Origin of the sequence: Microcoleus sp. K5-D4 (assembly GCF_036704575.1) — a bacterium.
Classification (GTDB): domain Bacteria; phylum Cyanobacteriota; class Cyanobacteriia; order Cyanobacteriales; family Microcoleaceae; genus Microcoleus.
In genome coordinates this window covers 23126-46099 of record NZ_JAUBSD010000010.1, presented here as the reverse complement: position 1 = coordinate 46099, position 22974 = coordinate 23126, and the positions used below count along the sequence as shown (strand labels likewise).

17 protein-coding genes are annotated in these 22974 nt (G+C 46.5%); 9 read left to right on the top strand and 8 right to left on the bottom strand.

The features are described from left to right. The first annotated feature begins 99 nt into the window (after positions 1-99). Complete coding sequence (locus QUA77_RS05275) at positions 100-6114, top strand: response regulator (protein ID WP_333449477.1); 6015 nt, start codon at positions 100-102, stop codon at positions 6112-6114. A 312-nt stretch (positions 6115-6426) separates the two neighbouring features. Here the strand turns inward: QUA77_RS05275 and QUA77_RS05270 are convergent, their stop codons facing one another. From QUA77_RS05270 to psbD, 3 genes are all read right to left on the bottom strand, one after another. After that, positions 6427-10284: a GAF domain-containing protein gene (locus tag QUA77_RS05270; RefSeq protein WP_333449476.1), complete on the bottom strand. Its 3858-nt coding sequence runs from the start codon at positions 10282-10284 to the stop codon at positions 6427-6429. A gap of 568 nt (positions 10285-10852) precedes the next feature. Beyond that, the gene (psbC, locus tag QUA77_RS05265; RefSeq protein ID WP_333039523.1) at positions 10853-12232 is read right to left on the bottom strand and encodes a photosystem II reaction center protein CP43; all 1380 of its coding nucleotides are present in this window, start codon (positions 12230-12232) and stop codon (positions 10853-10855) included. A 156-nt stretch (positions 12233-12388) separates the two neighbouring features. Further along, positions 12389-13447 carry a photosystem II D2 protein (photosystem q(a) protein) gene (psbD, locus tag QUA77_RS05260; RefSeq protein WP_333040788.1) on the bottom strand — a complete coding sequence of 353 codons (1059 nt, stop codon included), beginning with the start codon at positions 13445-13447 and terminating at the stop codon, positions 12389-12391. Between the two features lie 89 nt (positions 13448-13536). Here psbD and QUA77_RS05255 point away from each other — a divergent pair, with 89 nt between their 5' ends. From QUA77_RS05255 to QUA77_RS05240, 4 genes are all read left to right on the top strand, one after another. After that, the gene (locus QUA77_RS05255) at positions 13537-13716 is read left to right on the top strand and encodes a hypothetical protein (RefSeq protein ID WP_333449475.1); all 180 of its coding nucleotides are present in this window, start codon (positions 13537-13539) and stop codon (positions 13714-13716) included. A gap of 150 nt (positions 13717-13866) precedes the next feature. After that, the gene (locus QUA77_RS05250; protein WP_190663726.1) at positions 13867-14136 is read left to right on the top strand and encodes a hypothetical protein; all 270 of its coding nucleotides are present in this window, start codon (positions 13867-13869) and stop codon (positions 14134-14136) included. Positions 14137-14159: 23 nt separating this feature from the next. Beyond that, entirely contained in the window at positions 14160-14831 is a 672-nt protein-coding gene (locus QUA77_RS05245) for an energy-coupling factor ABC transporter ATP-binding protein (RefSeq protein WP_281363590.1), read from the top strand. Between the two features lie 152 nt (positions 14832-14983). Further along, positions 14984-16738 (top strand): serine/threonine-protein kinase, encoded by a 1755-nt coding sequence (locus QUA77_RS05240; RefSeq protein WP_333449474.1) that lies wholly within the window; start codon positions 14984-14986, stop codon positions 16736-16738. A 157-nt stretch (positions 16739-16895) separates the two neighbouring features. Here QUA77_RS05240 and QUA77_RS05235 read toward each other — a convergent pair whose 3' ends face one another. Then, positions 16896-17684: a DUF4058 family protein gene (locus tag QUA77_RS05235; protein WP_333449473.1), complete on the bottom strand. Its 789-nt coding sequence runs from the start codon at positions 17682-17684 to the stop codon at positions 16896-16898. 129 nt (positions 17685-17813) lie between these two features. Continuing rightward, complete coding sequence (locus QUA77_RS05230; protein ID WP_333449472.1) at positions 17814-18056, bottom strand: hypothetical protein; 243 nt, start codon at positions 18054-18056, stop codon at positions 17814-17816. A 130-nt stretch (positions 18057-18186) separates the two neighbouring features. Here QUA77_RS05230 and QUA77_RS05225 point away from each other — a divergent pair, with 130 nt between their 5' ends. The 3 genes from QUA77_RS05225 to QUA77_RS05215 are packed head-to-tail and all read left to right on the top strand — an operon-like array spanning position 18187 to position 18865. Beyond that, complete coding sequence (locus QUA77_RS05225; protein ID WP_006635455.1) at positions 18187-18399, top strand: helix-turn-helix domain-containing protein; 213 nt, start codon at positions 18187-18189, stop codon at positions 18397-18399. Positions 18400-18419: 20 nt separating this feature from the next. Beyond that, positions 18420-18632, top strand: a complete 213-nt coding sequence (locus QUA77_RS05220; protein WP_333449471.1) for a helix-turn-helix transcriptional regulator — start codon at positions 18420-18422, stop codon at positions 18630-18632. Positions 18633-18652: 20 nt separating this feature from the next. Further along, positions 18653-18865, top strand: coding sequence for a helix-turn-helix transcriptional regulator (locus QUA77_RS05215; protein ID WP_333449470.1), 213 nt, complete (start codon positions 18653-18655; stop codon positions 18863-18865). A gap of 277 nt (positions 18866-19142) precedes the next feature. Here QUA77_RS05215 and QUA77_RS05210 read toward each other — a convergent pair whose 3' ends face one another. From QUA77_RS05210 to QUA77_RS05200, 3 genes are all read right to left on the bottom strand, one after another. Then, positions 19143-19625, bottom strand: a complete 483-nt coding sequence (locus QUA77_RS05210; protein ID WP_333449469.1) for a DUF6887 family protein — start codon at positions 19623-19625, stop codon at positions 19143-19145. Beyond that, a complete protein-coding gene (locus QUA77_RS05205) occupies positions 19609-19890 on the bottom strand; it encodes a DUF6888 family protein (RefSeq protein ID WP_333449467.1) in 282 nt (93 codons plus the stop codon). The genes QUA77_RS05210 and QUA77_RS05205 overlap by 17 nt, the downstream gene beginning before the upstream one ends. Positions 19891-19954: 64 nt before the next feature. After that, positions 19955-21463, bottom strand: a complete 1509-nt coding sequence (locus QUA77_RS05200; protein WP_333449466.1) for a UbiD family decarboxylase — start codon at positions 21461-21463, stop codon at positions 19955-19957. 337 nt (positions 21464-21800) lie between these two features. Here QUA77_RS05200 and pstS point away from each other — a divergent pair, with 337 nt between their 5' ends. Then, complete coding sequence (gene pstS / locus QUA77_RS05195) at positions 21801-22829, top strand: phosphate ABC transporter substrate-binding protein PstS (protein ID WP_333449465.1); 1029 nt, start codon at positions 21801-21803, stop codon at positions 22827-22829. Positions 22830-22974: the final 145 nt, after the last annotated feature.

Here is a 22974-nt window from a genome sequence, read left to right as displayed (position 1 = left end):
CAGGTAAATAACAGATAGGCTCTCTGGCGCTTTTTTTATCGGAATCAGGTCATATTAAGCAACTAGCGAGTATAAAAGTTTATGGGAAGGGCTAGCTCAGTGCGTAATAAAAGATGGTTAGGTGCGATCGCCCTTCTCACTGGAGCGGGTTTTCTGGGCAACTATTTCAATTTGTCTCTTTTCTTTGGGGTTGATTTCCTCTTTGGCAGTATTGCAATACTGATTATTACTTACTACTTCGGCTGGGGTTGGGGAGGTTTTGCCAGTCTAATAGCAGGCAGCTATACTTATCTGCTTTGGAATCATCCATACGCCACCATCATTTTGGTAATTGAGGCACTGTTTGTAGGGTTTCTTTGCCAGCGCAAACATCCGAACCTCCTTTTATTTGATGGGATGTACTGGTTCTTAATTGGAATGCCTCTCGTTTGGCTTTTCTACGGTCAAATGCTGCACATGGAGGCGGCTCAAGTCTTGCTAGTTATGTGCAAACAAGCAGTCAACGGCATTTTTAATGCCTTAGTTGCCAGCTTAATCATTTCTTATGCGCCGAGTCATCTGTGGGTTAGGCATTCAAAGCATTTCCATATCTTCTCATTAAAACAAACTATTTTTCATCTGTTGGTTGCTTTTGTCTTTTTTCCAGGACTGCTCCTATTAGTTATTGATGGTAGATACTTAGTCGCTCAAATTCAGACGACTGTGCAAACTGAGTTACAAACAAACGGGATAAATCTCAGTAGCGATCTATCTAGATGGAATCAGCGACATCTCTTAGCGTTGAATACATTAGCGGAAAAATCGCTCATTCCTGAAGCCGCCACTGCTGCTAATCAAGCGATTCAATCATCCGATAAACTGCAACAAGACATTAGCCTGATTGAGCAGTGGTTTACAGATTTCGACAACATTTATGTTGCCGATTCATCGGGAACAGTTTTAGCGGCTTCTTCTCCTTTAAATCAAACCCGTCGGTGGTTGATTGAACAAAGCACCGAACATAAATCTCTAATTACCCTGGCTCAAGAGCGGTTGAGGCCTTGGATGGCTCCTATCCACAACGATTTATTAATTGATGAACCTCATGTAGGATTGAATTTTCCCCTGCAAGTTCAAGGTAATTTCCTTGGCCTGATCCACGCTTCATTAGCATTAAGCAAGATCCAAGCTCTATACATTTTTCAGCAAGAAAATCACCAATTACGCATTACATTGTTCGATCAAAACAACCGACAGATTGCCAGTAATCAATCCGACCAAAATCTTTTGAACACTGTTGATAAGTCAAAAGATGGCAGCACTCGCACCTTAGAGGGAACCTTGCAACAATGGGTTCCTAGCAAGGGCAACTATCCGATGATCCGTTGGAAAAACTCTCTCTATATACAGGAATTTATTATTAGCTCCGATCTGGACTGGAGATTACGCTTAGAAATTCCAGCAGCTCCCTATGTAGAAAATTTACAAAACCGCTACAGGATAGATCTGATTATTCTTCTCGTCATCACAATGTTGGCATTTTTGTCTGCAACGGTGGTTAGCGAACGACTGGTCAAGCCGTTATCCTTTTTAGCTCTCGCCACTACTGACTTACCCAACAAGCTTTCAGAAAAAACATTTGAATGGAAACATAGTTCTGTTACTGAAATCAATGAGCTTGCTAGCAATTTTCAAGTGATGGCGATCGCGCTAAATCAAAAGTTTAGGGAGATTAAACAGGCCAACGCTACATTAGAACAGCGGGTTCAAGAACGAACGCAAAGATTATCCAAAATCAATCGCTCTCTGAAAGCTGAAATTAAGAGACGTAAACAAGCCGAAGCTGAACTAAGAACAAGAGAGGCGGCGATACGAGCTTTATATGAAGTCACTGCTACCCAAAATCTCAATTTTGAGCAGCGTATCCAAGCGTTGATTGACATGGGATGTCAGAATTTTGGGCTTGCAAGTGGCATCTTGGCTCGTGTGCAAGATAATACTTATGAGGTGATGGTTGCACGATCGCCCGATCAACTCCTGAAAGCAGGTGATGTCTTTGATATTAAGCAAACTTTGTGCTGTGAAGCTTTAGACACAAATGAACCCCTAACCATCGAACATATAGGCACATCAAAATGGCGTTGCCATCCTGCCTATCTTGCCCTTGGCATAGAAGCTTATATTGGAACACGAGTGTTAGTTGCAGGCAAAGTCTACAGTACCCTCAGCTTTTCTAGTAAATCTCCCCGTGCAGAAAGCTTTAAATCTGCCCATGTAGAATTACTGAAACTGATGGCTCAATGGATTGGTAGTGAAATTGAACGGCATCAGGCAGAAGTCGCTCTGCAAGCGAGTGAAGAGCGGTGGGAACTCGCCCTACGTGGTAGTAATGATGGGGTATGGGATTGGCACGTCAACACCAATGAAGTATTCTTCTCCGCTCGCTGGAAAGAGATGTTGGGCTACGAAGATCATGAAATCCCTAATCACCTGGATGAATGGAGCAAGCGGGTGCATCCCAATGATCTCGATTGGGTGATGCAAGTAATTCAAGATCACTTTGAGGGCAAAACTCCCTTTTATATTACAGAACATCGATTGCTTTGCAAGGATGGGAGCTACAAATGGATTTTAGCTCGAGGGCAAGCGCTTTTGGATGAAGCGGGCACAGTTGTCCGTATGACTGGTTCTCACAGCGATACTACCGAGCGCAAAAAGTTGGAGCAGGAAATTCAAGCCAGAGAGCAATTATTAAATGCTTTCTTTAACGGAGCTTCCCTAGCAGGGGTGGGGCTGTGTATCTACGATCGGCAGTTTCGATTTTTACAAATCAATGAGGCACTAGCTGAAATTAATGGCCACTCTGTCGAGGCTCACTTAGGTAAGACAACCGATGAGATTTTGGGAGAATTTGCTCCTGGTGTAAATGCACTGTTACAACAGGTTTTAACGACAGGAAAACCTTCCATCAACTTGGAAATTAGCACAGAAGTATCCAGTCAAACTGCTGCCCAGCGCTACTGGCTAACTTCTCATTTCCCCATTTTCAAGGATGCAGAGCAGCCTGTAGCAGTGGGTTGCATTCTGATTGAAATTAGCGATCGCAAACGAGCCGAAGCGGAACTGCAACAAATGAGTGCGGCGCTAGAAAATGCTGTGGCAGGCATTTCTCGCCTGGACTCTCAAGGACGCTATATGTCTGTCAATATGACTTATGCTGCCATCTGTGGATATGGGCATGAGGAAATGCTAGGGATGGAATGGCAAAGAACCGTTCATCCTGAAGATGTTGAGAAGATGGTGGCTGCTTATCAGCAAATGTTGAGGGACGGCAGAGTCGAAGCGGAAGCTAGGGGAAGGCGAAAAAATGGCTCTAGCTTCTATAAACAAGTGGTGATGGTCTCTGCTTATGACGAGCAAAATGTGTTGGTCGGGCATCACTGCTTCATGAAGGATATTACCGATCGCAAGCAGGCAGAAGAAGCACTACAACGACAATTGGAAAAAGCCCTACTGCTGAAGCAAATTACCCAAGAAATTCGTCAAAGCCTCAATGCCCAGCAGATATTTGAAACGGCCGCTGTTCAGATTGGGCAAGCTTTTGGGGCCAGTCGCTGCTTAATTCGCACATACCTGGACAACCCACAGCCTCAGTTTCCTGTCGTTGCAGAGTATTTAGGAGTGGGATATGCACCCAGCGGGGAGAATGACATTCTGGCCGCGAGTCATGCTTATACCCAACAGTTGATGGCTCAAGATAAAGCTATCGCCTCCCCGGATGTCTACTGCGATTCATTCCTCACCTGTGCTCATTCAATTTGTACCAGTCTCAATTTGAGATCGACATTAGCAGTGCGAACCTCTTACCAAGGAGAACCGAATGGTGCCATTTGTTTGCACCAGTGCGATCGTTACCGTCAGTGGACCGCCGATCAAGTGGAGTTGCTAGAATCAGTGGCCGCTCAAGTAGGAATTGCCCTAGCTCAAGCCAAATTACTAGAGCAAGAAACTCGACAACGAGAAGAATTAACTCTGAAAAACTTTGCCCTGGAGCAAACTAGACGGGAAGCAGAAGCAGCGAGCCGAGCCAAAAGTGAGTTTCTAGCGATGATGAGCCATGAAATTCGCACTCCCATGAATGCGGTTATTGGTATGACGGGACTACTGCTCGATACAGAACTCAAGGCTCAACAGCGAGACTTTATCGAGACGATTCGTAATAGTGGGGATACCCTTCTGAGTATCATCAACGACATCCTTGACTTCTCCAAAATTGAGTCGGGCAAGCTGGAGTTAGAAAAGCATCCTTTGAGCTTGAGAGATTGCATAGAAAATGCGATCGACCAACTTGCAGTTAAAGCAGATGAGAAGGATATTGAGTTGGGCTACCTCATCCAGCCTCAGACTCCTAAGTTGATTTTGGGTGATGTCACCCGTCTCCGTCAGATTCTAGTTAACTTGCTCAACAATGCGATTAAGTTTACTGAAGCTGGGGAAGTTACCATTTCCGTGGAAGCCTCTCTAGTTGATTCTGACAAAACAATTTCTGAGCCAGGGAACTTGTCAGAAAGCTTGTATGAAATCCAGTTTGCTATTCAAGACACAGGCATTGGTATTCCAGCCAACCGGCTCGATCGACTGTTTAAGTCTTTTAGTCAAGTAGATGCTTCGACGACTCGGCAGTATGGAGGGACTGGTTTAGGTCTGGCGATTAGTAAGCGACTTACTGAAACGATGAACGGCATGATGTGGGTTGAGAGTTCCGGCCACGTCGGAGGAACCCCTTCACCCAAATGGCAAGCCGCTAAGCCTCATCGAGTCTCAATGGGTTCGACCTTCTACTTCACGATTGTGGCATCCTCTGTTGCTACTGAGTTAGCCGAACAGATTGAAATGCTACCAGAACTATCTGGCAAGCATTTATTAATCGTGGATGATCTGGCCACTAACCGACAAATTCTGACATTGCAAGCTGAGACTTGGGGGATGCAGATTCGCGCTGCCCAATCGGCGGTGGAAGCGCTCAACTGGCTTGAGAATGGAGAAACGTTTGATGTCGCTATTTTAGATATGCAAATGCCACAAATCGACGGCTTCACACTCGCCTCAGCCATCCACCAGCATCCTAAGTGCCACCGTTTACCCCTGGTGATGCTGACTTCAATGGGCAAACCAGAAGTGAGTTCTTCAGAACTCTCCACCCACTTTGCGGCTTGTTTAAGCAAACCCATCAAACAATCCCAACTTTATGAAGTCCTGACCCAGGTGCTACAAGCCCAACCGACGAAAGTTCAACAGCGCCCCCCTAGCTCTGTTCAGGATGAGATTAAACTTGCCCAGAGACTTCCACTGCGAATTCTGTTAGCAGAGGATCATCTAGTGAATCAGAAGGTGGCACTGCTGCTGTTAGAGCGTTTGGGATACCGGGCCGATGTTGCTGCCAATGGATTGGAAGTTTTGGAAGCCCTGAATCGCCAGCCTTATGATGTAGTGCTGATGGATGTACAAATGCCAGAGATGGATGGACTAGAAGCCAGCCGTCGTATTTGCCAGGAGTGGCCGGCTCATGCTCGTCCCTGGATTGTTGCAATGACGGCAAATGCAATGCAGGGCGATCGCCAGGTTTGTCTTGATGCTGGCATGAATGACTATATCAGTAAACCAATTCGAGTAGATGCTCTCATCCAAGCGCTGAGTCAGTGTCCACCCAACCCGGAACCGCAGCAGGCCCAAAAGGAGGAATCAGATAGCCACAAGCCAGAAATTGATATGCCAGCGGTTAACCTCACTGAACTGCAAGCCTTCTGTAGCAGCATCGATCAAGATTCAACCCAGATTTTGAGCTTGCTGGCGAACTGCTACTTTGAGGAATCTCTAAAGTTGCTACAAGCTATGAAATTAGCGATCGCCCAAGCGGATACTCAAACCCTAAACCGAGTGGCTCATACCCTCAAAGGCAGTAGTGCGAATCTAAGCGCGGCTCCTCTGGCCAAGCTTTGTGCCACGCTAGAAGTTATGAGTACATCTGGTGAACTCGATCAAGCCTCAACGCTTTTGGCTCAAATCGAGGGTGAGTACGATCGTGTCAAGAATACTCTCCAAAAAGAGCTACAAAAGAGCGAAACTAATCTATGAAAGTCAATTAAATAGGCATCTTTTTGCATCAGGACTTAGGCAACTGTCACCCGCGATGCCGCAAGGTGGCTATGCGATTTCATACCCACGATCAAGCCTGATTCCAAATCTGTCAGCATCGAAATTATTCATATATTTCTTCTCGACCTCTGTGTAAATCAGCGTCAGTCCCTTGTCATCTGTGGCCAGAGAAATTCTCTTTTTTTTACCGCCGATGAGGGCAGATAAACATAGATTAACACAGATGAATTGTATCAATTTCGGCTGCACCCTGCGTGATTGTTGACTGTTGACTGGATTTTACAATAATGATTAATGACTAATGACTGCTGGCTGCTGTCGAAGCGGAATCTCGATCACAAACTCAGTACCCTTCCCCAATTCCGAATTGCATTTTAAAATGCCACCGTGTTTCTCTACCACAATTTGGTAACTAATTGACAGTCCCAATCCTGTACCTTTCCCTACCGACTTAGTGGTGAAAAAAGGGTCAAATATGCGTTTTCTCATAGATTCCGAAATTCCCGTGCCGTTGTCAGAAATCCGAATCACCGCGCTCGGAACAGTATCATTAAGTTGACCGATAGCAGTAGATATTTTAATTTGAGGAATTACAGATTGACCCGCGAGCAACTTGTGCGATTCCAAAGCATCGATCGCATTTCCAATGACATTCATAAATACCTGATTCAACTGTCCCGCATAACACTCAACTCGAGGCAAAATGCCGTATTCTTTGACTAGCACAATGTTTGGACTGTCCGCATTAGATTTCAGCCTGTGCTGTAAAATTAACAGCGTGCTGTCAATGCCCTCGTGAATATCAACCGCCTTCATTTGACTTTCGTCAAGACGAGAGAAATTCCTTAAAGACAGAACTATTTGACGGATGCGATCGGCTCCCACCTTCATTGAGGATAGCAATTTTGGCAAATCTTCTAGCAGAAATTCCAAGTCAATATCTTCACTCAATTTGTCTATTTCAGGACTAGACGCTGGATATTGCTGCTGGTAAAGTTCCAGCAAACTCAGTAAGCTAGCAGTATATTCACTAGCGTGATTGAGATTGCCGTAAATAAAATTAACCGGATTGTTGATTTCGTGAGCAATCCCGGCTACCAGTTGCCCCAAACCAGACATTTTTTCAGTTTGAATCAATTGAGCTTGAGTGTGCTGCAAATCCTTTAAACTTTGAGCGATTTGTTCTGCTTGGCGTCTGGTTTGAGCCAGCAAATCGGCTTGTTGGATAGCAACGCCTAATTGATTAGCAATCTGAGCTAAAAAGTTAACTTCTGAACTTTCCCAACAGCGGGGCTCAGAATGTTGATACGCTGTCAGCAAACCCCAAAGTCCTTGTCCTACAAAAATCGGCGCGATCGCATAAGCCTTCACCTGAAATTTCTCTAAAATACCGACAACACACTCCGAGTGGCCAACTTGATAGATATCGTCTACGGCTAGAGTTTCATTATTGGCATATCTGCCGCCTCGGTTTTCCTGCAAATAAGTATCTTGCCAAACTGTACTAATACCTTCCCCTACCAATTTTATCCAGCCATTTTTCACAAACTCGGCCACATAATAGCCACTCCAATCAGGATTAAATTGATAGACAGCAATTCTATCAACTTGCATAAACTGACAAACTTCTTGGGTTGCAGTCTTAAAAATCGCGTTGATATCGAGAGATTGTCGAATCTTAGCCACCACTTCAAACAGTATTCGCTGTTGCTCGGCTGCCCACTGCAAATCAACTGATTGCTGCCGCGTTTTAGCCAACAAATCTGCTTGTTCTAATCCTACACTCAACTGAATTCCAACTTGCCTAGCAAACTGAATTTCCGAAGTGTTCCAATGGCGCAAACCGCTGCACTGGTGCACGCACAGCAAACCCCAAAGTTCGCTGCCATTCATCAGCGGCATAATCACCTGAGCTCTAATTTGAAATTGAGCTAAAAGAGCAGCATGGCAGTCTGAGAGTCCAGCATTTTCGACATCTGATAGCACTTGAATCTGTCCCTGACTATATTTTTTGGCATAGTTTTCGCTAAAGAAATGATCGCGAACTTTGACATTCATTGCCGAAGAAAAACCAGGCAAAACATCTTCGATAATAAATTCGCCTTCATTAAAGTTTAAACTAGGATCAAAGCGATAAATGCCAACTCTATCTGCCTTTAAGATCCGCCGCAATTCTGTAGTTGTAGTACGAAAAATTGTATCTAAATCGAGAGATTGTCGAATCTTAGCAACTACCTCAAACAGTATTCGCTCCTGCTCTGCTGCCCGGTGCAACTCAACTGCTTGCTGCTGAGTTTGAGCTAGCAAATCTGCTTGTTCTAAAGCGATGCTTAGCTGAGCGGAAATTTGGGTAGCAAATTTAATTTCAGAAGATTCCCAGTTGCGGGGAGCCGAACATTGGTGTACGCACAGCAACCCCCAAAGGTGGTTGCCTTTCATAATCGGTGCAACTAAAGTAGCTTTGACCTGAAATTGCTCCAAGACTTTGTGAAAGCAATCTTGCAGTCCGGCCTGCCTGATGTCGGACATGGCGTGAACTCGCCCCGGAGAGTAGAGATTGGCGTAGTTTTCTCCAAAGCAGCGATCGTGCACTTTGACTGCCATTGCTGACACAAAATCTGGCAAAACATCTTCGGAAACGAATTCGCCGTCGTTAAATTGTGATGCGGAATCGAAGCGGTAAACCGCAACTCTATCGGCATTTAAAGCCCGCCGCACTTCCTGGGACATCGTGCTAAAAATTTTGTTCAAGTCGAGGGATTTCCGCATTTTTGCCACCACCTCAAACAGCACTCGTTGCTGTTGGGTCAACTGCTGTAGTTGAGCGGTGCGCTTTTGAACTTGATTTTCTAAGTTTGTGTTAAGTTCATCTATTTGTTGATCTAGTTGGTAGTGGTTAATAGCATTAGAAAAGTGCGTGCCAAAAATTAGGAGCAATTCAATTTCTTCAGCCTTCCATTCGCGAATTTGGGCAGTTTTTGACTCTTTCCACGCTTCAAAAGATATCCGAGATTGGGCGAGGCGCTCGTCGCTATCAAACTGTCTAGCCCAGAGAGTTTCGGTGTCAAATTCTTCTCGAAAAATGGTTAAGTAACCGAATATGTGCTGGCGGGTTCTGAGCGGTACGATTAAAATGCTGCGAATTTTGGTCGATCGAAATGCAGGTTGCAGGCTTCTCAAACTGCTAATTTGGTACAAGTCGGAAATTGCCCAAACCTGTTGCTCGCCGGATTTAAAATATTCGTGCCAGACGCTGTATTGCTCAACCTGCGGGTATCTTGCCGAAATTTGCATCTTCGGCCCTGAGCCGCAAGTGTAGACTGTGAGTTCCCGATTCGAGTTATCCGAATAGGGAACTAGATTCGTCACCTTGCTGCTGTCGGAAATGAATGGCGTGGCAAAAATGCACAGCCTGCCGCCGGCGGCGTCTAGTGCTGCTACCGATTCTACCAAAGCTGTTTGGAGTTCAATCGCCGGCTGGGAGTTAAGGGCTGCGGCGACGCGGTTGACGGCAGCTTCCCGTTGAGCTTTCGCCCTCGCTTGGGCGAGGAGGGTTGATTGGGCTATGGCAACGCCGAGCTGATCTGCCACCATCTGAACGCCTTGGAGTTCGTTTTCTCCCACACTCCTGGACTCGGAGTGATGAGATACTAACAACCCCCAGAATTCTTCGCCGTGAAAAATTGGTACTACCAAGCAAGCCTTGACGCCCAGTGCAGTCAAGTATTCAGCGTGGCAGGGGTCAACCGCACGAAAGCGCATTTCGTCGGGCAGCTGTTGGCCGGAAACTGCCTCGCGGCGGGGACTTTGGCCTAGCTGCCCGGAATCTATATCGACGATCGATCGCACCTGTAGTTGGGCGAACAGTTCGCGGGCGTGAGGGGGAATATCGTCTGCTGGAAAATGCAGACCCAATAGGGATGGCAAGCGGTTGCCGTTAATTGATTCAGCAATAACTTCACCGCTACCGTCGCTATGAAATTTGTAGATTTTTACTCTGTCTGTTCCCAAGAAGGATTGAACTTCCGCTGCTGTTGCGCTCAGAATTTCGGGTAGTTCTAGAGAGCGGCGAATGCGGTTGGCGATGCGTTCGAGCAAATTTGCTCGATCGAACCTCACCTTGACATTTTCGATCTTTAATGAGTCCATTATTAATCTTTTGCTTTCCTAGCAATAATAGTAAGCCGCCCAAAAGTTTTGTGCCTGTTAAAAAATTCGGCAAGCACAGCCATTTAATAAAATATAAATATCCTGATGGCGATCGTCGATTAGTTTTGCACCTGTAGCAATCTGCCTTAAAATTGCAAGTTTTCAGTGCAACTTTCCATTGTGTGGGATTAAAACTTTTGTACTTTAAATATAAACTTTGTCGAGCCTGCCTTGCAAGGCATATACCCCAACGGATTAAAATTGTCAAGTTTCAAGACTTGTAGAGTCATTCACCGCCAGCGATGAAGGTCGCACCGAAATATCTCAGCCCTAGATGCAAAAGATCGCTCAGGAACGAGCTGACGGAAAGAAACAGGATTGAATTCAACAGCTTAACTCAGAAACCGGGTTTCTACGTCTTGGATTGTATCTGCTGCTAGCGGGTTCGGAGAACAGTCGATGGACAATCCGCAGCTTTTTTAGATATTATTTGCTCAAAAAAAAGCTCCTGCCGTTAAGCAGGAGCCTTTTTCAACTAGACAATCAAATCAGAAATAAGTTCGATCGATTAGTCTAAGTCTGGCATAGAAAGTACCGCTTCATTTTCGCGATCGATACCCTTCTCAAAGCCAGCGACAGCCGCGCGAGCGCGACCAGCGTGCCACAAGTGGCCGACCAAGAAGAAGAAACCCATCACAAAGTGGAAACAGGACAGCCAAGAACGAGGAGAAGTGAAGTTAAACGAGTTAACTTCAGTCGCCACACCGCCCACAGAGTTCAAAGAACCCAGAGGAGCGTGAGTCATGTACTCAGCCGCGCGGCGAGCTTGCCAAGGCTGAATGTCATTCTTGATTTTGTTCAAGTCCAAACCGTTAGTACCGCGCAAGGGTTCCAACCAAGGGCCTTGGAAATCCCAGAAACGCATCGTTTCACCGCCGAAAATGATTTCGCCAGTAGGAGAGCGCATCAGGTATTTACCCAGACCGGTGGGGCCTTGTGCAGAACCGACGTTAGCACCCAAGCGTTGGTCGCGGATCAGGAAGGTCAAAGCTTGCGCTTGAGAAGCTTCCGGGCCTGTCGGACCGTAGAATTCGCTGGGGTAAGCAGTGTTGTTGAACCAGACAAAGCAGCAAGCGATGAAGCCCATCAGGGACAAAGCGCCCAAGCTGTAAGACAGGTAAGCTTCGCCAGACCAGATTAAGGCGCGGCGAGCCCAGCCGAAAGGCTTGGTCAAAATGTGCCAAACACCGCCAGCGATACAAATCAGGCCGAGCCAGATGTGACCGCCGATGATGTCTTCCATGTTGTTGACGCTGACAATCCAGCCTTCGCCACCAAAAGGAGAGCGTACCAAGTAGCCAAAAATCACAGCCGGATTCAGAGTGGGGTTCGTGATAATACGCACGTCGCCGCCGCCCGGAGCCCAAGTGTCATAGACACCGCCGAAGAACATGGCCTTAGCTACCAGCAGCAGAGCGCCGCATCCCAACAGAATCAGGTGGTAGCCGATGATATTGGTCATCTGGTTCTTATCTTTCCAGTCGTAGCCGAAGAACGAAGAGTATTCTTCGAGAACTTCTGGGCCGCGAACGGCGTGATAAATGCCGCCCAAACCGAGAACAGCAGATGAAATCAAGTGAAGAACGCCGACTACGAAGAACGGGAAGATATCCGTAACTTCACCGCCGGGGCCGACGCCCCAACCCAAAGTAGCGATGTGGGGCATCAAGATTAAGCCCTGTTCGTACATGGGCTTTTCTGGGATAAAGTGAGCGACTTCAAACAAAGTCATTGCACCGGCCCAGAACACGATCAAGCCAGCGTGAGCGACGTGTGCGCCCAGCAGTTTGCCGGAGAGATTGATCAAACGAGCGTTGCCAGACCACCAAGCGAACCCGGAGGATTCTTGGTCGCGACCGCTTGCGTAGGAATTAGAGAGCGTTACCACCCGGTAGAACCTCCAACGATTTTAGATTTTGGATTTTGGGTTTTTTTGTTCCCTAGTAGGGCACGGTATCACCGCGCCTGCGCCGGGGAATAGGGATTTGGATTTCAGATTAGTTTAAAAAAATTAAATTAATCTGAAATCCAAATCCTGATTTTTTTAAAGTGCGTTACCGCGAGGCAGAACTTCTTCAGGGAAGATGAAGTTTTCGTGGGGTTGGTCCGTAGGAGCCATCCAAGCACGAATGCCTTCGTTAAGCAGAATGTTCTTAGTGTAGAACGTTTCAAACTCAGGATCTTCAGCAGCGCGTAATTCTTGGGATACGAAGTCATAGGCGCGCAGGTTTAATGCCAAACCGACGATGCCAATGGAGCTCATCCACAAGCCTGTGACAGGTACGAACAGCATGAAGAAGTGCAACCAGCGTTTGTTGGAGAAGGCAATTCCGAAGATTTGCGACCAAAAACGGTTGGCTGTCACCATCGAGTAGGTTTCTTCTGACTGAGTTGGGTTGAAGGCGCGGAAGGTGTTTGCGCCTTCGCCGTCTTCAAACAAGGTGTTTTCTACGGTTGCACCGTGGATGGCGCACAACAGCGCACCGCCCAAGATGCCTGCAACGCCCATCATGTGGAAGGGGTTGAGCGTCCAGTTGTGGAAGCCTTGCAGGAATAACAAAAAGCGGAAAATTGCTGCGACGCCGAAACTGGGGGCGAAGAACCAGCCTGATTGACCCAAGGGGTAAAGCAGGAACACCGACACAAACACGGCGATGGGGCCGGTGAATGCTAGGGCGTTGTAGGGACGGATGCCTACCAAACGGGCGATTTCAATCTGACGCAGGCAAAAGCCGATCAGTGCGAAGGCGCCGTGGAGGGCGACGAATGTCCACAGCCCACCGAGTTGGAACCAGCGGGTGAAGTCCCACTGTGCTTCGGGGCCCCACAGGAACAGCAGGGAGTGTCCGAGGCTGTTGGCTGGGGTGGAGACTGCTACGGTGAGGAAGTTGGCTCCTTCGAGGTAGGAGCTTGCCAAACCGTGGGTGTACCAGGATGTGACGAAGGTGGTGCCTGTTAACCAGCCACCGATGGCTAGGTAGGCGCAGGGGAATAGCAGGATGCCAGACCAGCCTACGAAGACGAAGCGATCGCGTTTGAGCCAGTCGTCGAGGACATCAAAGATGCCTCTTTCGGTCTGGGCGCGTCCGACTGCGATTGTCATTTACGCAAATCTCCAAATGAATATAATTACAACGGATCTGTCTCTAGTCATGAGTCTTCCACCGTTGCCTCTGCTTAGCAGAAAACAAGTTGGATTATGAACAGAGTTTACTTTTCTTTACCGTATTGACGATTATAGAGGTAATTCTTTACAAGAGCAAGTTTTTCTTAAAAAACTTCCGACTTTTGACTTTTGACTTGTGCGAAGTCCCCGAAGCCCTCGAAGTCCCCGAAGTCTTTGCCCTGCATTGGGGAACTTCTACTATATAGATAGGAGTCTCTGCGCTTTGCGTCAGAAGCCCGGTGGCTTGGTAGATATATCGCCCTCAACCTCTTATTTTTCTAAGAAACAGGGTTTCCGTGGGTAAGTCCTATATATATACTGAGGATAGAGCTCCAAACTTAGGTTTTTAAGACTATATGTTCAGCATTGACATCATTGTGAAGAATACGCCCGTCTCGCTGTCGGTGCAGCGGAAGTTGGAGGAGGACGCTGAGACTGTTTACCAGCAGGTACTGGCGGCGATTCGCAACTCCCAACCGCAAATTTTGGAACTCACCTGCGAGAAAAATCCTGAGAAAAAGGTGGCTGTACTCAGCAGCGAGATTTCTGGGGTGGTGGTTTCTCAGAAATCGGGGGCATCATCTACAGGCAGATCCCCTGGCTTTGTCTCGATGACAGCAGAATGAGGGCTGGGGGTGTTGGTGCCGATATGAGCCAGTCAGCCGTTGCTGTGCGGGATTTGGGTTTTTGCTGGCCGTCGGGCGATCGAGTGTTGCAAGGTTGCTCTCTGGATGTACCGAAGGGCGAGTTTTGGATGCTTTTGGGCACTAACGGCAGCGGCAAGTCTACGCTGTTGAGGCTGATGGCTGGGCTGCTGCACCCCCAGTCGGGGGAAATTGACCTCGGCGGGCGGGTGGGTTTTGTGTTCCAAAACCCGGATCACCAATTGGTGATGCCGACGGTGGGTGCGGATGTGGCTTTTGGTTTGGTGGAGGAAAAGCTTTCTAACGTTCAGGTGCGGGAGAGGGTGGCGGAGGCTTTGGAGGCTGTGAATTTGCTGGATTTGCAGCGGCGGCCGATTTATGCTTTGAGTGGCGGTCAGAAGCAGCGAATTGCCCTGGCTGGGGCGATCGCCCGTCACTGCGAAATTCTCCTGTTGGATGAACCGACGGCTTTGTTAGATCCTGATTCTCAGTTGGATTTGGTGGCGGCGGTGCAGCGGTTGGTGAAAAATCGCGGGATTACGGCTTTGTGGGTGACTCACCGTTTGGATGAGTTGAATTATTGTGATGGGGCTTTTTTGTTGGAAAAGGGCCAAGTTGTCGATCGGGGAGATCCGGCGCGTTTGAAGCAGCGGTTGATGCAAAGCCAAGATGTTTAGCTGTTAAGTAGCGGTTGAAAGCTATTTGTTAATATCAACCATTAAGTTACTAGGAAGCCTGCAGAGGAATCGTCCGCAAATAATTAGACTTTTGTTACTTATTCCAATAACATTCAGGAATAAATAGTGTTTTGATTATTTAGGAAATACTGATGAACAATTATCCTGACTTATCTTGCCAAGGATATGAGGTAATCCGCGAACTAGGACGTAATCGAGAAGGGGGACGAATTACCTGGCTTGCCTCAAATATTGATACTACTGATATAAAACAGCAAGTGGTTGTCAAGCAGTTTTGTTTTGCTCAATTTGGTTCTGACTGGTCAGCTTTTAGTGTTCATGAACGAGAGATTCAGGTTTTGCAAGGACTCAACCATCCTGGTATTCCTCGCTACTTAGGAGGGTTTTCCACGTCGGATGGTTTCTGTATGGTGCAGGAGTATATCGATGCACCATCTTTAGGAGTGTTACGCAGTTTTGAACCAGAAGAAATCAAGCAAATTGCTGTATCCGTGCTAGAGATTTTAGTTTATTTGCAAAATCGAATTCCGCCAGTCATCCATCGAGATATTAAACCAGAAAATATACTGGTGGACGATCTACTCAGGGTTTATCTGATCGATTTTGGGTTTGCACGAATTGGCAGTCAGGAAGTATCTGGCAGTAGCGTTTTCAAGGGAACGCCCGGTTTTATTCCCCCCGAACAGTTACGGAAACCTACAGAAGCCTCTGACTTATATGGGTTGGGAGCAACCTTGATTTGTTTGCTTACAGGTACGCCCTCGACCGCACTTCAGGACTTAACGGACGAGGATGACCCCTATCTTATTCGGTTCAGCCAGCTAATTCCACGGCTAAGTTTACCATTTGTTAGCTGGTTGGAAAAGATGGTGCAACCGAGGCTAAGAGATCGCTATCCAAATGCTGTTACAGCTTTGGAAGACCTTAAATCGTTGTATGTCTTTCGAGTACCCGAAGTCAGCTTAAATACAAATTCTCTAGTTTTCCAAGCAACTCGGCTAGGTGAAAAAATCACACAAAAAATTCACTTTCGCAACTTAATGCCTGATACTTTGCTAGAGGGAAGTTGGGAAGTAGCTCCTCATCTTCAAGATCCGCCACATACTCCTGATTCCCATGCTTGGATTTCCTTCTCACCTGCTAGTTTTAAGGAGAATTTAGTAAAATGTGAAATCACGGTAGACACTTCCCTCCTTGCCGCAAATAAACATTACGAGCGTCATCTTCTTTTACATACAAATGCCTCGCCAGAAATACATGATGTAACTATCAGGGTTCAGACAGCACCTTTGCCAATTGATGTTAAGAAACCTCCCTACAAAAGCATGGCAGTATTGTTCATATTTTCAACAGTAATAACAACTATAGTCATCGGTAGTTTAGGTTGGTCTCAAACAGCTATAGGAATTATTGCTCTAGCTGTTGCCACAGTAGCAACTATTTGGGGGACAGGAGCAAACCTTGGAGTTAAAGCATGGGCTTGGATAGGGGGCGGTATAGGCCTGACTATTACGGGACTGGCGATACAGATGGCTCAAGGTTTCTCTAGTGCCTTGTTCGCGCTGATTTTTGGCGCGATCTCAGGTGCGATGCTTGGAGCGGCGTTTGGAGTTTGGGTTGATATAATTGTTATTCATCTTCTGGATCGTGACTTTGTGAGAGAAATCACACTCGATCGCTTTGTGTTAACGCTGTCAGCACTAAGCACTGTGCTGGGAATTGCTTTAGGTATGGGATTTGTAGTTGGCTTTATAAATGTCTATACTTTGCTAACCTTGGGGGGATCAGGACTCCCTCTTGCAGCTATGTTGTTGTATCCATCCCTTAAACATCGCTGGTTGATTGCCCGCTACCGTAAGTCGGAACAAAACTTGATTCAGCCATGAGATATAGGCGACGGCATAACAATTTCACAGAACACTATTCTAACAAAAATTCATAAAGCGTGAAGTTCTCTCTAAAAGTTTCTTGGAAATTAAAATTAATTCATCGGACAATCATGATGAGTTATACAACAGCGGTGTAGCAGTGTTTGATACCCAATCAATCTCGCAATCCTCGATCGCGCAACCAAGCATCTGCCCAAAGTGTATCGGCTTCTGACAGCGGTGGTATGACTTCCCAGTTGCGATAATCTATCTTCAGGTCGTAACTTGCTATGTCGTAAATTTGAGTGAATAATTCCTGCAAATTGATTATAGGTTCGGTATCGCCCGATCGCAGTGGCAAAGGAAAGGCAGGCAGCGGGTTCTGCACGTTAAAAGCGTACAAATCTGCTCGGGGACGGCGATTTCCCCGACACACCAAAACGCTATAGTGGCTTTCAATGTCATTGCCAATAACTGGCATTTTTTGACCGCGCCGCAATAAATCTATTTCAATTAAATGAGTGCGGCTACCTAAAATTTCTTCTCGCTTTTCTTCGTAAATTTGTCGCCCTTTGCCAGTTCGCTTATTCGTAGGCGATAGGATTTCAATCAGGGTGATTAATTCTTGGTTTCCTCTTTCTCTAATTTCTAAATAGCCTTCCCGAACCTGGTAGGGCATGGGAATATTTACTGTCAAAGGTTGTGTTGGTGGCGCTGCTACGGCTACGTTTGATGTGATTAATTCGGTTGTGGTTCTTGGCTGAATTACGTTTACATCAGGAATGCCAATTGATAAATTGTCGTCAGCGGTTTCATAGATTCTCACTTCCAGCGAAACTAAATACTTAGGACGAAGTTGAGGAGACAAAAATCTAAAAATTTCACTAATTAACAAGTGATGTAGGGCCGGCCAGAGTTCGGGATGCTCTAAATACGGGTCCATACCGGGAAAGGGAGATGGCATTGATGTGACTCCTTGACTTAAGTCTATTTACAGTTTAGCAATGTTGTTTTGGGAAATTTAGGAGCGATCGCACTTCCGGTCAAATAGAATAATTCCTATTTGTGGAAGGTCGATCGCACTTTTCAACAATTAAACTTCGATCGGCAATTGTGTTTGAATTGGAACGCTGTTTTCATCCAACACAGACACCGCATTTACGAACACAATTGTATGCGGGACTGCGGGCATTAAACCGCGCAGTGCATTTAGGTAAGATTCGGCATCGGGGCGGCGGCTGAAACGGGCGACTGTTAACCGCTGACAGTTGGGGAGGTGGCGAATTAGATGCCAAGGTTGAAGTCGATCGCGATATGTCGGTTGTTTTGGTATCATAGGAAAATCCTTCCCACTTTTGTGGGTGGTGAATGAAAGGCGATCGCTCTAGATTTCTCAGGTCAGGGGGCGATCGCTAATTTGATAATATTAATCTTATGATACGTTCGTATCGACTGTCAAGTGCAAGATGGGTCTAATTCGGTTGCGGGTTCGAGAACTAGCTGAGGAAAAGGGTTGGACGCTTAAAGAAGTTTCTGAGCGATCGGGCATTCCTTACAGTACGGTTAGAAGCTATGCCCATTCTCCCAAGCTGGCAACGGTAGATTACACAGCTTTAAACAAAATGGCTCGCGTGTTTGATATTGCGATCGAAGATTTAGTTGAGATTTTGGAAGAGTAGGCTGATTTATCGTTGGGAATATGGGACGAATTAGACTGCGAGTTCGAGAATTTGCTCAAGAGAAGGGTTGGACTCTCAGGGAAGTCTCCAACAGAACAGGTATTCCATATACCACGATCGCCACCTATGCTAATTCTCCAGGTATGGCAACTGTAGATTACACAGCTTTGGACAAGATGGCCCGTGCGTTCGATATTGCGATCGAAGATTTAGTTGAGATTTTGGAACAATAAACTGATTTGTCAGCGGGAAGATGGGGTTAATTCGGTTGCGAGTTCGAGAACTAGCCCAGGAAAAGGGTTGGACGCTGAAAGAAGTCTCTGACAGAACGGGAATTCCCTACATCACGGTTAAAAAATACGCCCAAGCCCCCAAAATGGCAACGGTGGACTACACGGCTTTGCAGAAACTTGCTGAAGTCTTTGATGTGATGGTGGAAGACTTGATTGAGGTTTTGGAACGGTAAACTGATTTGTGATTTAGTTTTTGCACTTCTTGCAACAGTCCGTCGGGGGTTGAAACCCCCGCCTCAAAGCTCAAGTCGTCTAAAGACGACTGAAAAGGCGATAGATCTCCGCTTCAATCCTTTTTTTGAAATTTTGAGGATTTACGCACGGGTGGTCAGAAACCTGGTTTTTGCGGGAATACTTCGTTACAGCCTGCAGATTTGGCAAAAAACCCGGTTTCTATGACGAAGCGCATAAGTTTCGATCACACTCAATTCGATCGCCCGATCGCCCATTCTAAAAATCGCCAAAATCTTCAATCCCTTGCTTCATTGCAAAAAGTGCGATCGACCCTGCCAGTTTTGATGAAAACCCGCTAGTTGCTGCTAAAAATTGGGCGATCGCACTTATCAGAGCCTCAATTTCTTTTTCTAAGTTTTCCTGCAACTTCTGTTCGACTTCTAATTCAATTTTTGCTCTAAGTTTTTGCTCAATTTCCCGTTCTAATTTTTGGCGTAATCCATCCTCCTGTGCTTTTTCCCGTTGTTGTTGTTTTTCGCGATCGATCTCAACTCTTTTCTTAATTGCTTCCTCAGCGATGCGAATATTTTCTGCAATGGGTGCACCTTCAGCATTACACATCGGCCCGTACCATGTCGCTTTTGAGTCTGGGGGATTGCGGCGACCAAAAAATATCCGAATCGCTTCATCATCATCCCGATGCGATAAGACGTAAGCTTTTAATTCGGATCTGCTCATTTCCTCAAAGTTCGGTTTCATCCAAAAACCTCCAAAGTCCATTACTAGATACGATTACTTGCAGCTCATCACTCACGAAAATATATACTTCTCTGGTTTGAGCATTAAAACGGAATAGTTGAATATCTCGGTAGTAGCTAGAGAACATCTGGCAGACGCGCAGACAGGCTTGGGCTTGTTCGTCAGTGGGATTAATCGTTCGTTCCTCAATTCTGCCACAAACTCTAAAATATAATATAAATCCCGCAGTTTCGCTGCTAATTCCAATAAGAAGAAGGGCGGGCACGGGGGCACCGCCCCTACAAGATTACGGTAGAACAGGCGTCCCGCCTCTGCATTTCTGCGCTTCCCTACCTCATCTCATATCCAAACAAATTCGGATCGACTTCTCCCAAATTCAAATCGGCCAAACCATACTCAGCCCAACGCCTTTCTACCATCGCCGCCACATCCGGATCTGACTCCAAAACTTCCCCCCACTCGTGATCGCTTTCCGGCGGCATTTTCGTAGTAGCATCAATCCCCATTCTGCCTCCCAAACCAATCTTTTCACTGGCAAAATCTAAGGTATCAAAAGGCGTATTCGGCAGAATAAATACATCCCGAACCGGATCGACTTTAGAACTAATTGCCCAAACTACTTGACGCGGGTCGCGAATGTTGATACTTTTATCGACAACAATCACAAACTTAGTGTACGTAAACTGCGGTAATGCACTCCAAAATGCTAAAGCAGCCCTGCGCGCTTGACCGGGATATGCTTTATCGATCGAGATAATTGCAGCTTTGTAACTCAGCGCTTCCATCGGTAAGAAGAAATCGACAATTTCCGATACTTGCTGCCGCAAAATAGGGGTATAAATACGGTTAAGCGCGATCGCCATCATTGCTTCTTCTTTCGGCGGCCGCCCGCTAAATGTGGTCAGATAAATCGGGTCTTTGCGGTGCGTCATGCAGTTGAATCGCACCAACGGCGAATCTTCCACGCCCCCGTAATAACCCATGTGATCGCCGAAGGGCCCGTCGGGCAGAACTTCACCGGGGGTAATCGTTCCTTCTAACACAATTTCCGAGTCCGCCGGTACTTCCAAATCTACGGTTTTGCACTTGGCCAACTGCACGCCGGAACCGCCGTAAAGTCCGGCAAATAACCATTCCGATAAATCTACAGGAATTGGAGTTGCTGCAGCGAGAATAATCAGGGGATCGACTCCAAGGGCGATCGCAACTTCCAACTTTTTACCAGCCTGCGCCGCTTTCCGCAAGTGCCGCGCCCCGCCCCGCACCGATAACCAGTGTACAGTCATAGTGTTTTTTGACTGCAACTGCAACCGATAAACCCCCACATTCGGCGTACCGGTTTCGCAATCTTTGGTAATTACCAAACCCAGGGTGATAATTTTGCCCGCATCTCCCGGATAAGGGCGAATCATGGGGATTTTGTTCAAATCCAGCCCTTCTCCCTCAATTACCACTTGCTGACAAGCGGGGAAAAAGTCGCGGCCGGGTTTGGCTTTCACTACGTCAAACAGCACTTTCCCGAATTCTATCGCTTGGGAAATCTTTTTCGGCGGTTTTGGCTGTTGCAGCATTCCCAGTTTTTTGCCGAGCTCTTCTAGTTCGATCGGCTTTTCCATGTTCATCGCCCAGCAAACGCGCTGTTCCGTGCCCAACAGGTTAATCGCTACGGGGAAATCTGCCCCTTTGACGTTTTCAAACAGCAATCCAGGGCCGCCTTTTTGCAGCATTTGGTTGGAAATTTCGGCAATTTCGAGGTCGGAATCGACTAAGGCGCTAATCCGGCGCAGTTGTCCCCGTTCTTCTAGCAGTTTTAGGAATCCCCGCAAGTCTCTTGCCATTGTTGTTAAAGAAATGTTAAGTGTCCCTACTATTATGCGGCGATCGGGGGATGGAGTGCGGGGTAGGGGCGATCGGGCGATCGCTAAATAAATTTCTATTGTTATCGTTACTCTATGATTTGGTATTTCTCTGATTCATCAAAAATTGACTTTAGCTAATTTTTCTTTGCAATACTCTTAACCATAACTTAAACAAAGCTTATTCTATTGTTAGTTAATCTACTATTAACCAAAATTTAAAACAAGCTTATTCTATTAAATCCCTTTCTTTGTGGATTTCAGTCTATCCTATGGAGGAGATTTGCAAAGCCTGCTATCAATATTGAGGACGAAAATTATGACTTTCTTCACAGCACGTTGGCGGCGTGCTTTTATAGTTACGCTAGCGGTAGCAGCATTTTCGCTCTCGTTGATTACTTCTGCTGTAGCTGCTGTCACACTAAACGGTTCGGGAGCAACTTTCCCTAAACCTCTTTACGATCGCTACTTCTCTCAGATGAGAAGTGCAAATCAAATTACTGTAAACTACGAAGGAACCGGCAGCGGTGCTGGCATCAAAGCATTAATTTCAGGCAATGTTGATTTCGCAGGCAGCGACGCACTGATGACTGCTGCACAAATAGCCGAAGTAAAGCGGGGTGTAATAGCTGTTCCCACGGCTGGCGGCGCTGTTGCAGTTGTTTACAACTTGCCCGGAGTGACGAATCTGAGGCTAAATAACGATGCTATTAAAGGCATCTTTGAAGGCAAGATTACCCGCTGGAATGATGCGAAAATAGCCGGAATTTCTGGACAAGCTAAAGGCTTGCCAAATACTGCGATTCGAGTAGCTGTACGGGCAGACAGCAGCGGTACTAGCTTTATTTTTGCTAATCACTTGCAGGCGATCGGCAGCAGCATCAAAGCTGCCGCTCAGCCGAAGTGGCCAGACACCGCTGTCAGGGGTCAAGGAAACCCCGGCGTAGCTGCTTTGGTGAAAAATACAGCGGGTGCGATCGGCTACGTTCAAGATACTTATGCGCGGCAAAACAATCTCCAAACAGCATTTCTTCAAAATAAAGCTGGCCGGTTTGTAGATCCTAGTTTGGCTGAAGCAGAGAAAGCTTTAGCAGGGGAAACATTCCCTGCAGACTTCCGTTTAGTAGAAGGAAATCCTAACGACGGTTATCCGATTGTTGGCTTGACTTGGCTGTTAATCTACAAACAGTATCCTGCTGCGAAAGCAGAGGCTATTAAAAAGATGGTTAATTGGGTGATGACTACCGGTCAAGGTATCAACAAACAGTTAGAGTTTACTACAATTCCTTCAGCTACAGCTCAAAAAGTGGTTCAAACAGTTAATCAGACTGTGGTTGCCAGAGGTTAATGGGGGCGATCGCACGAGGTGATGAGTTCATGAGTTAAATGTATGACTCAAAACTCATAAATCATCAGGTTAATGTGCGCTAAATTTACTATGTAAGGTGCGCGCTACACCCCTAACAACCGGGTATCCAGCGCGCACCCAGTCC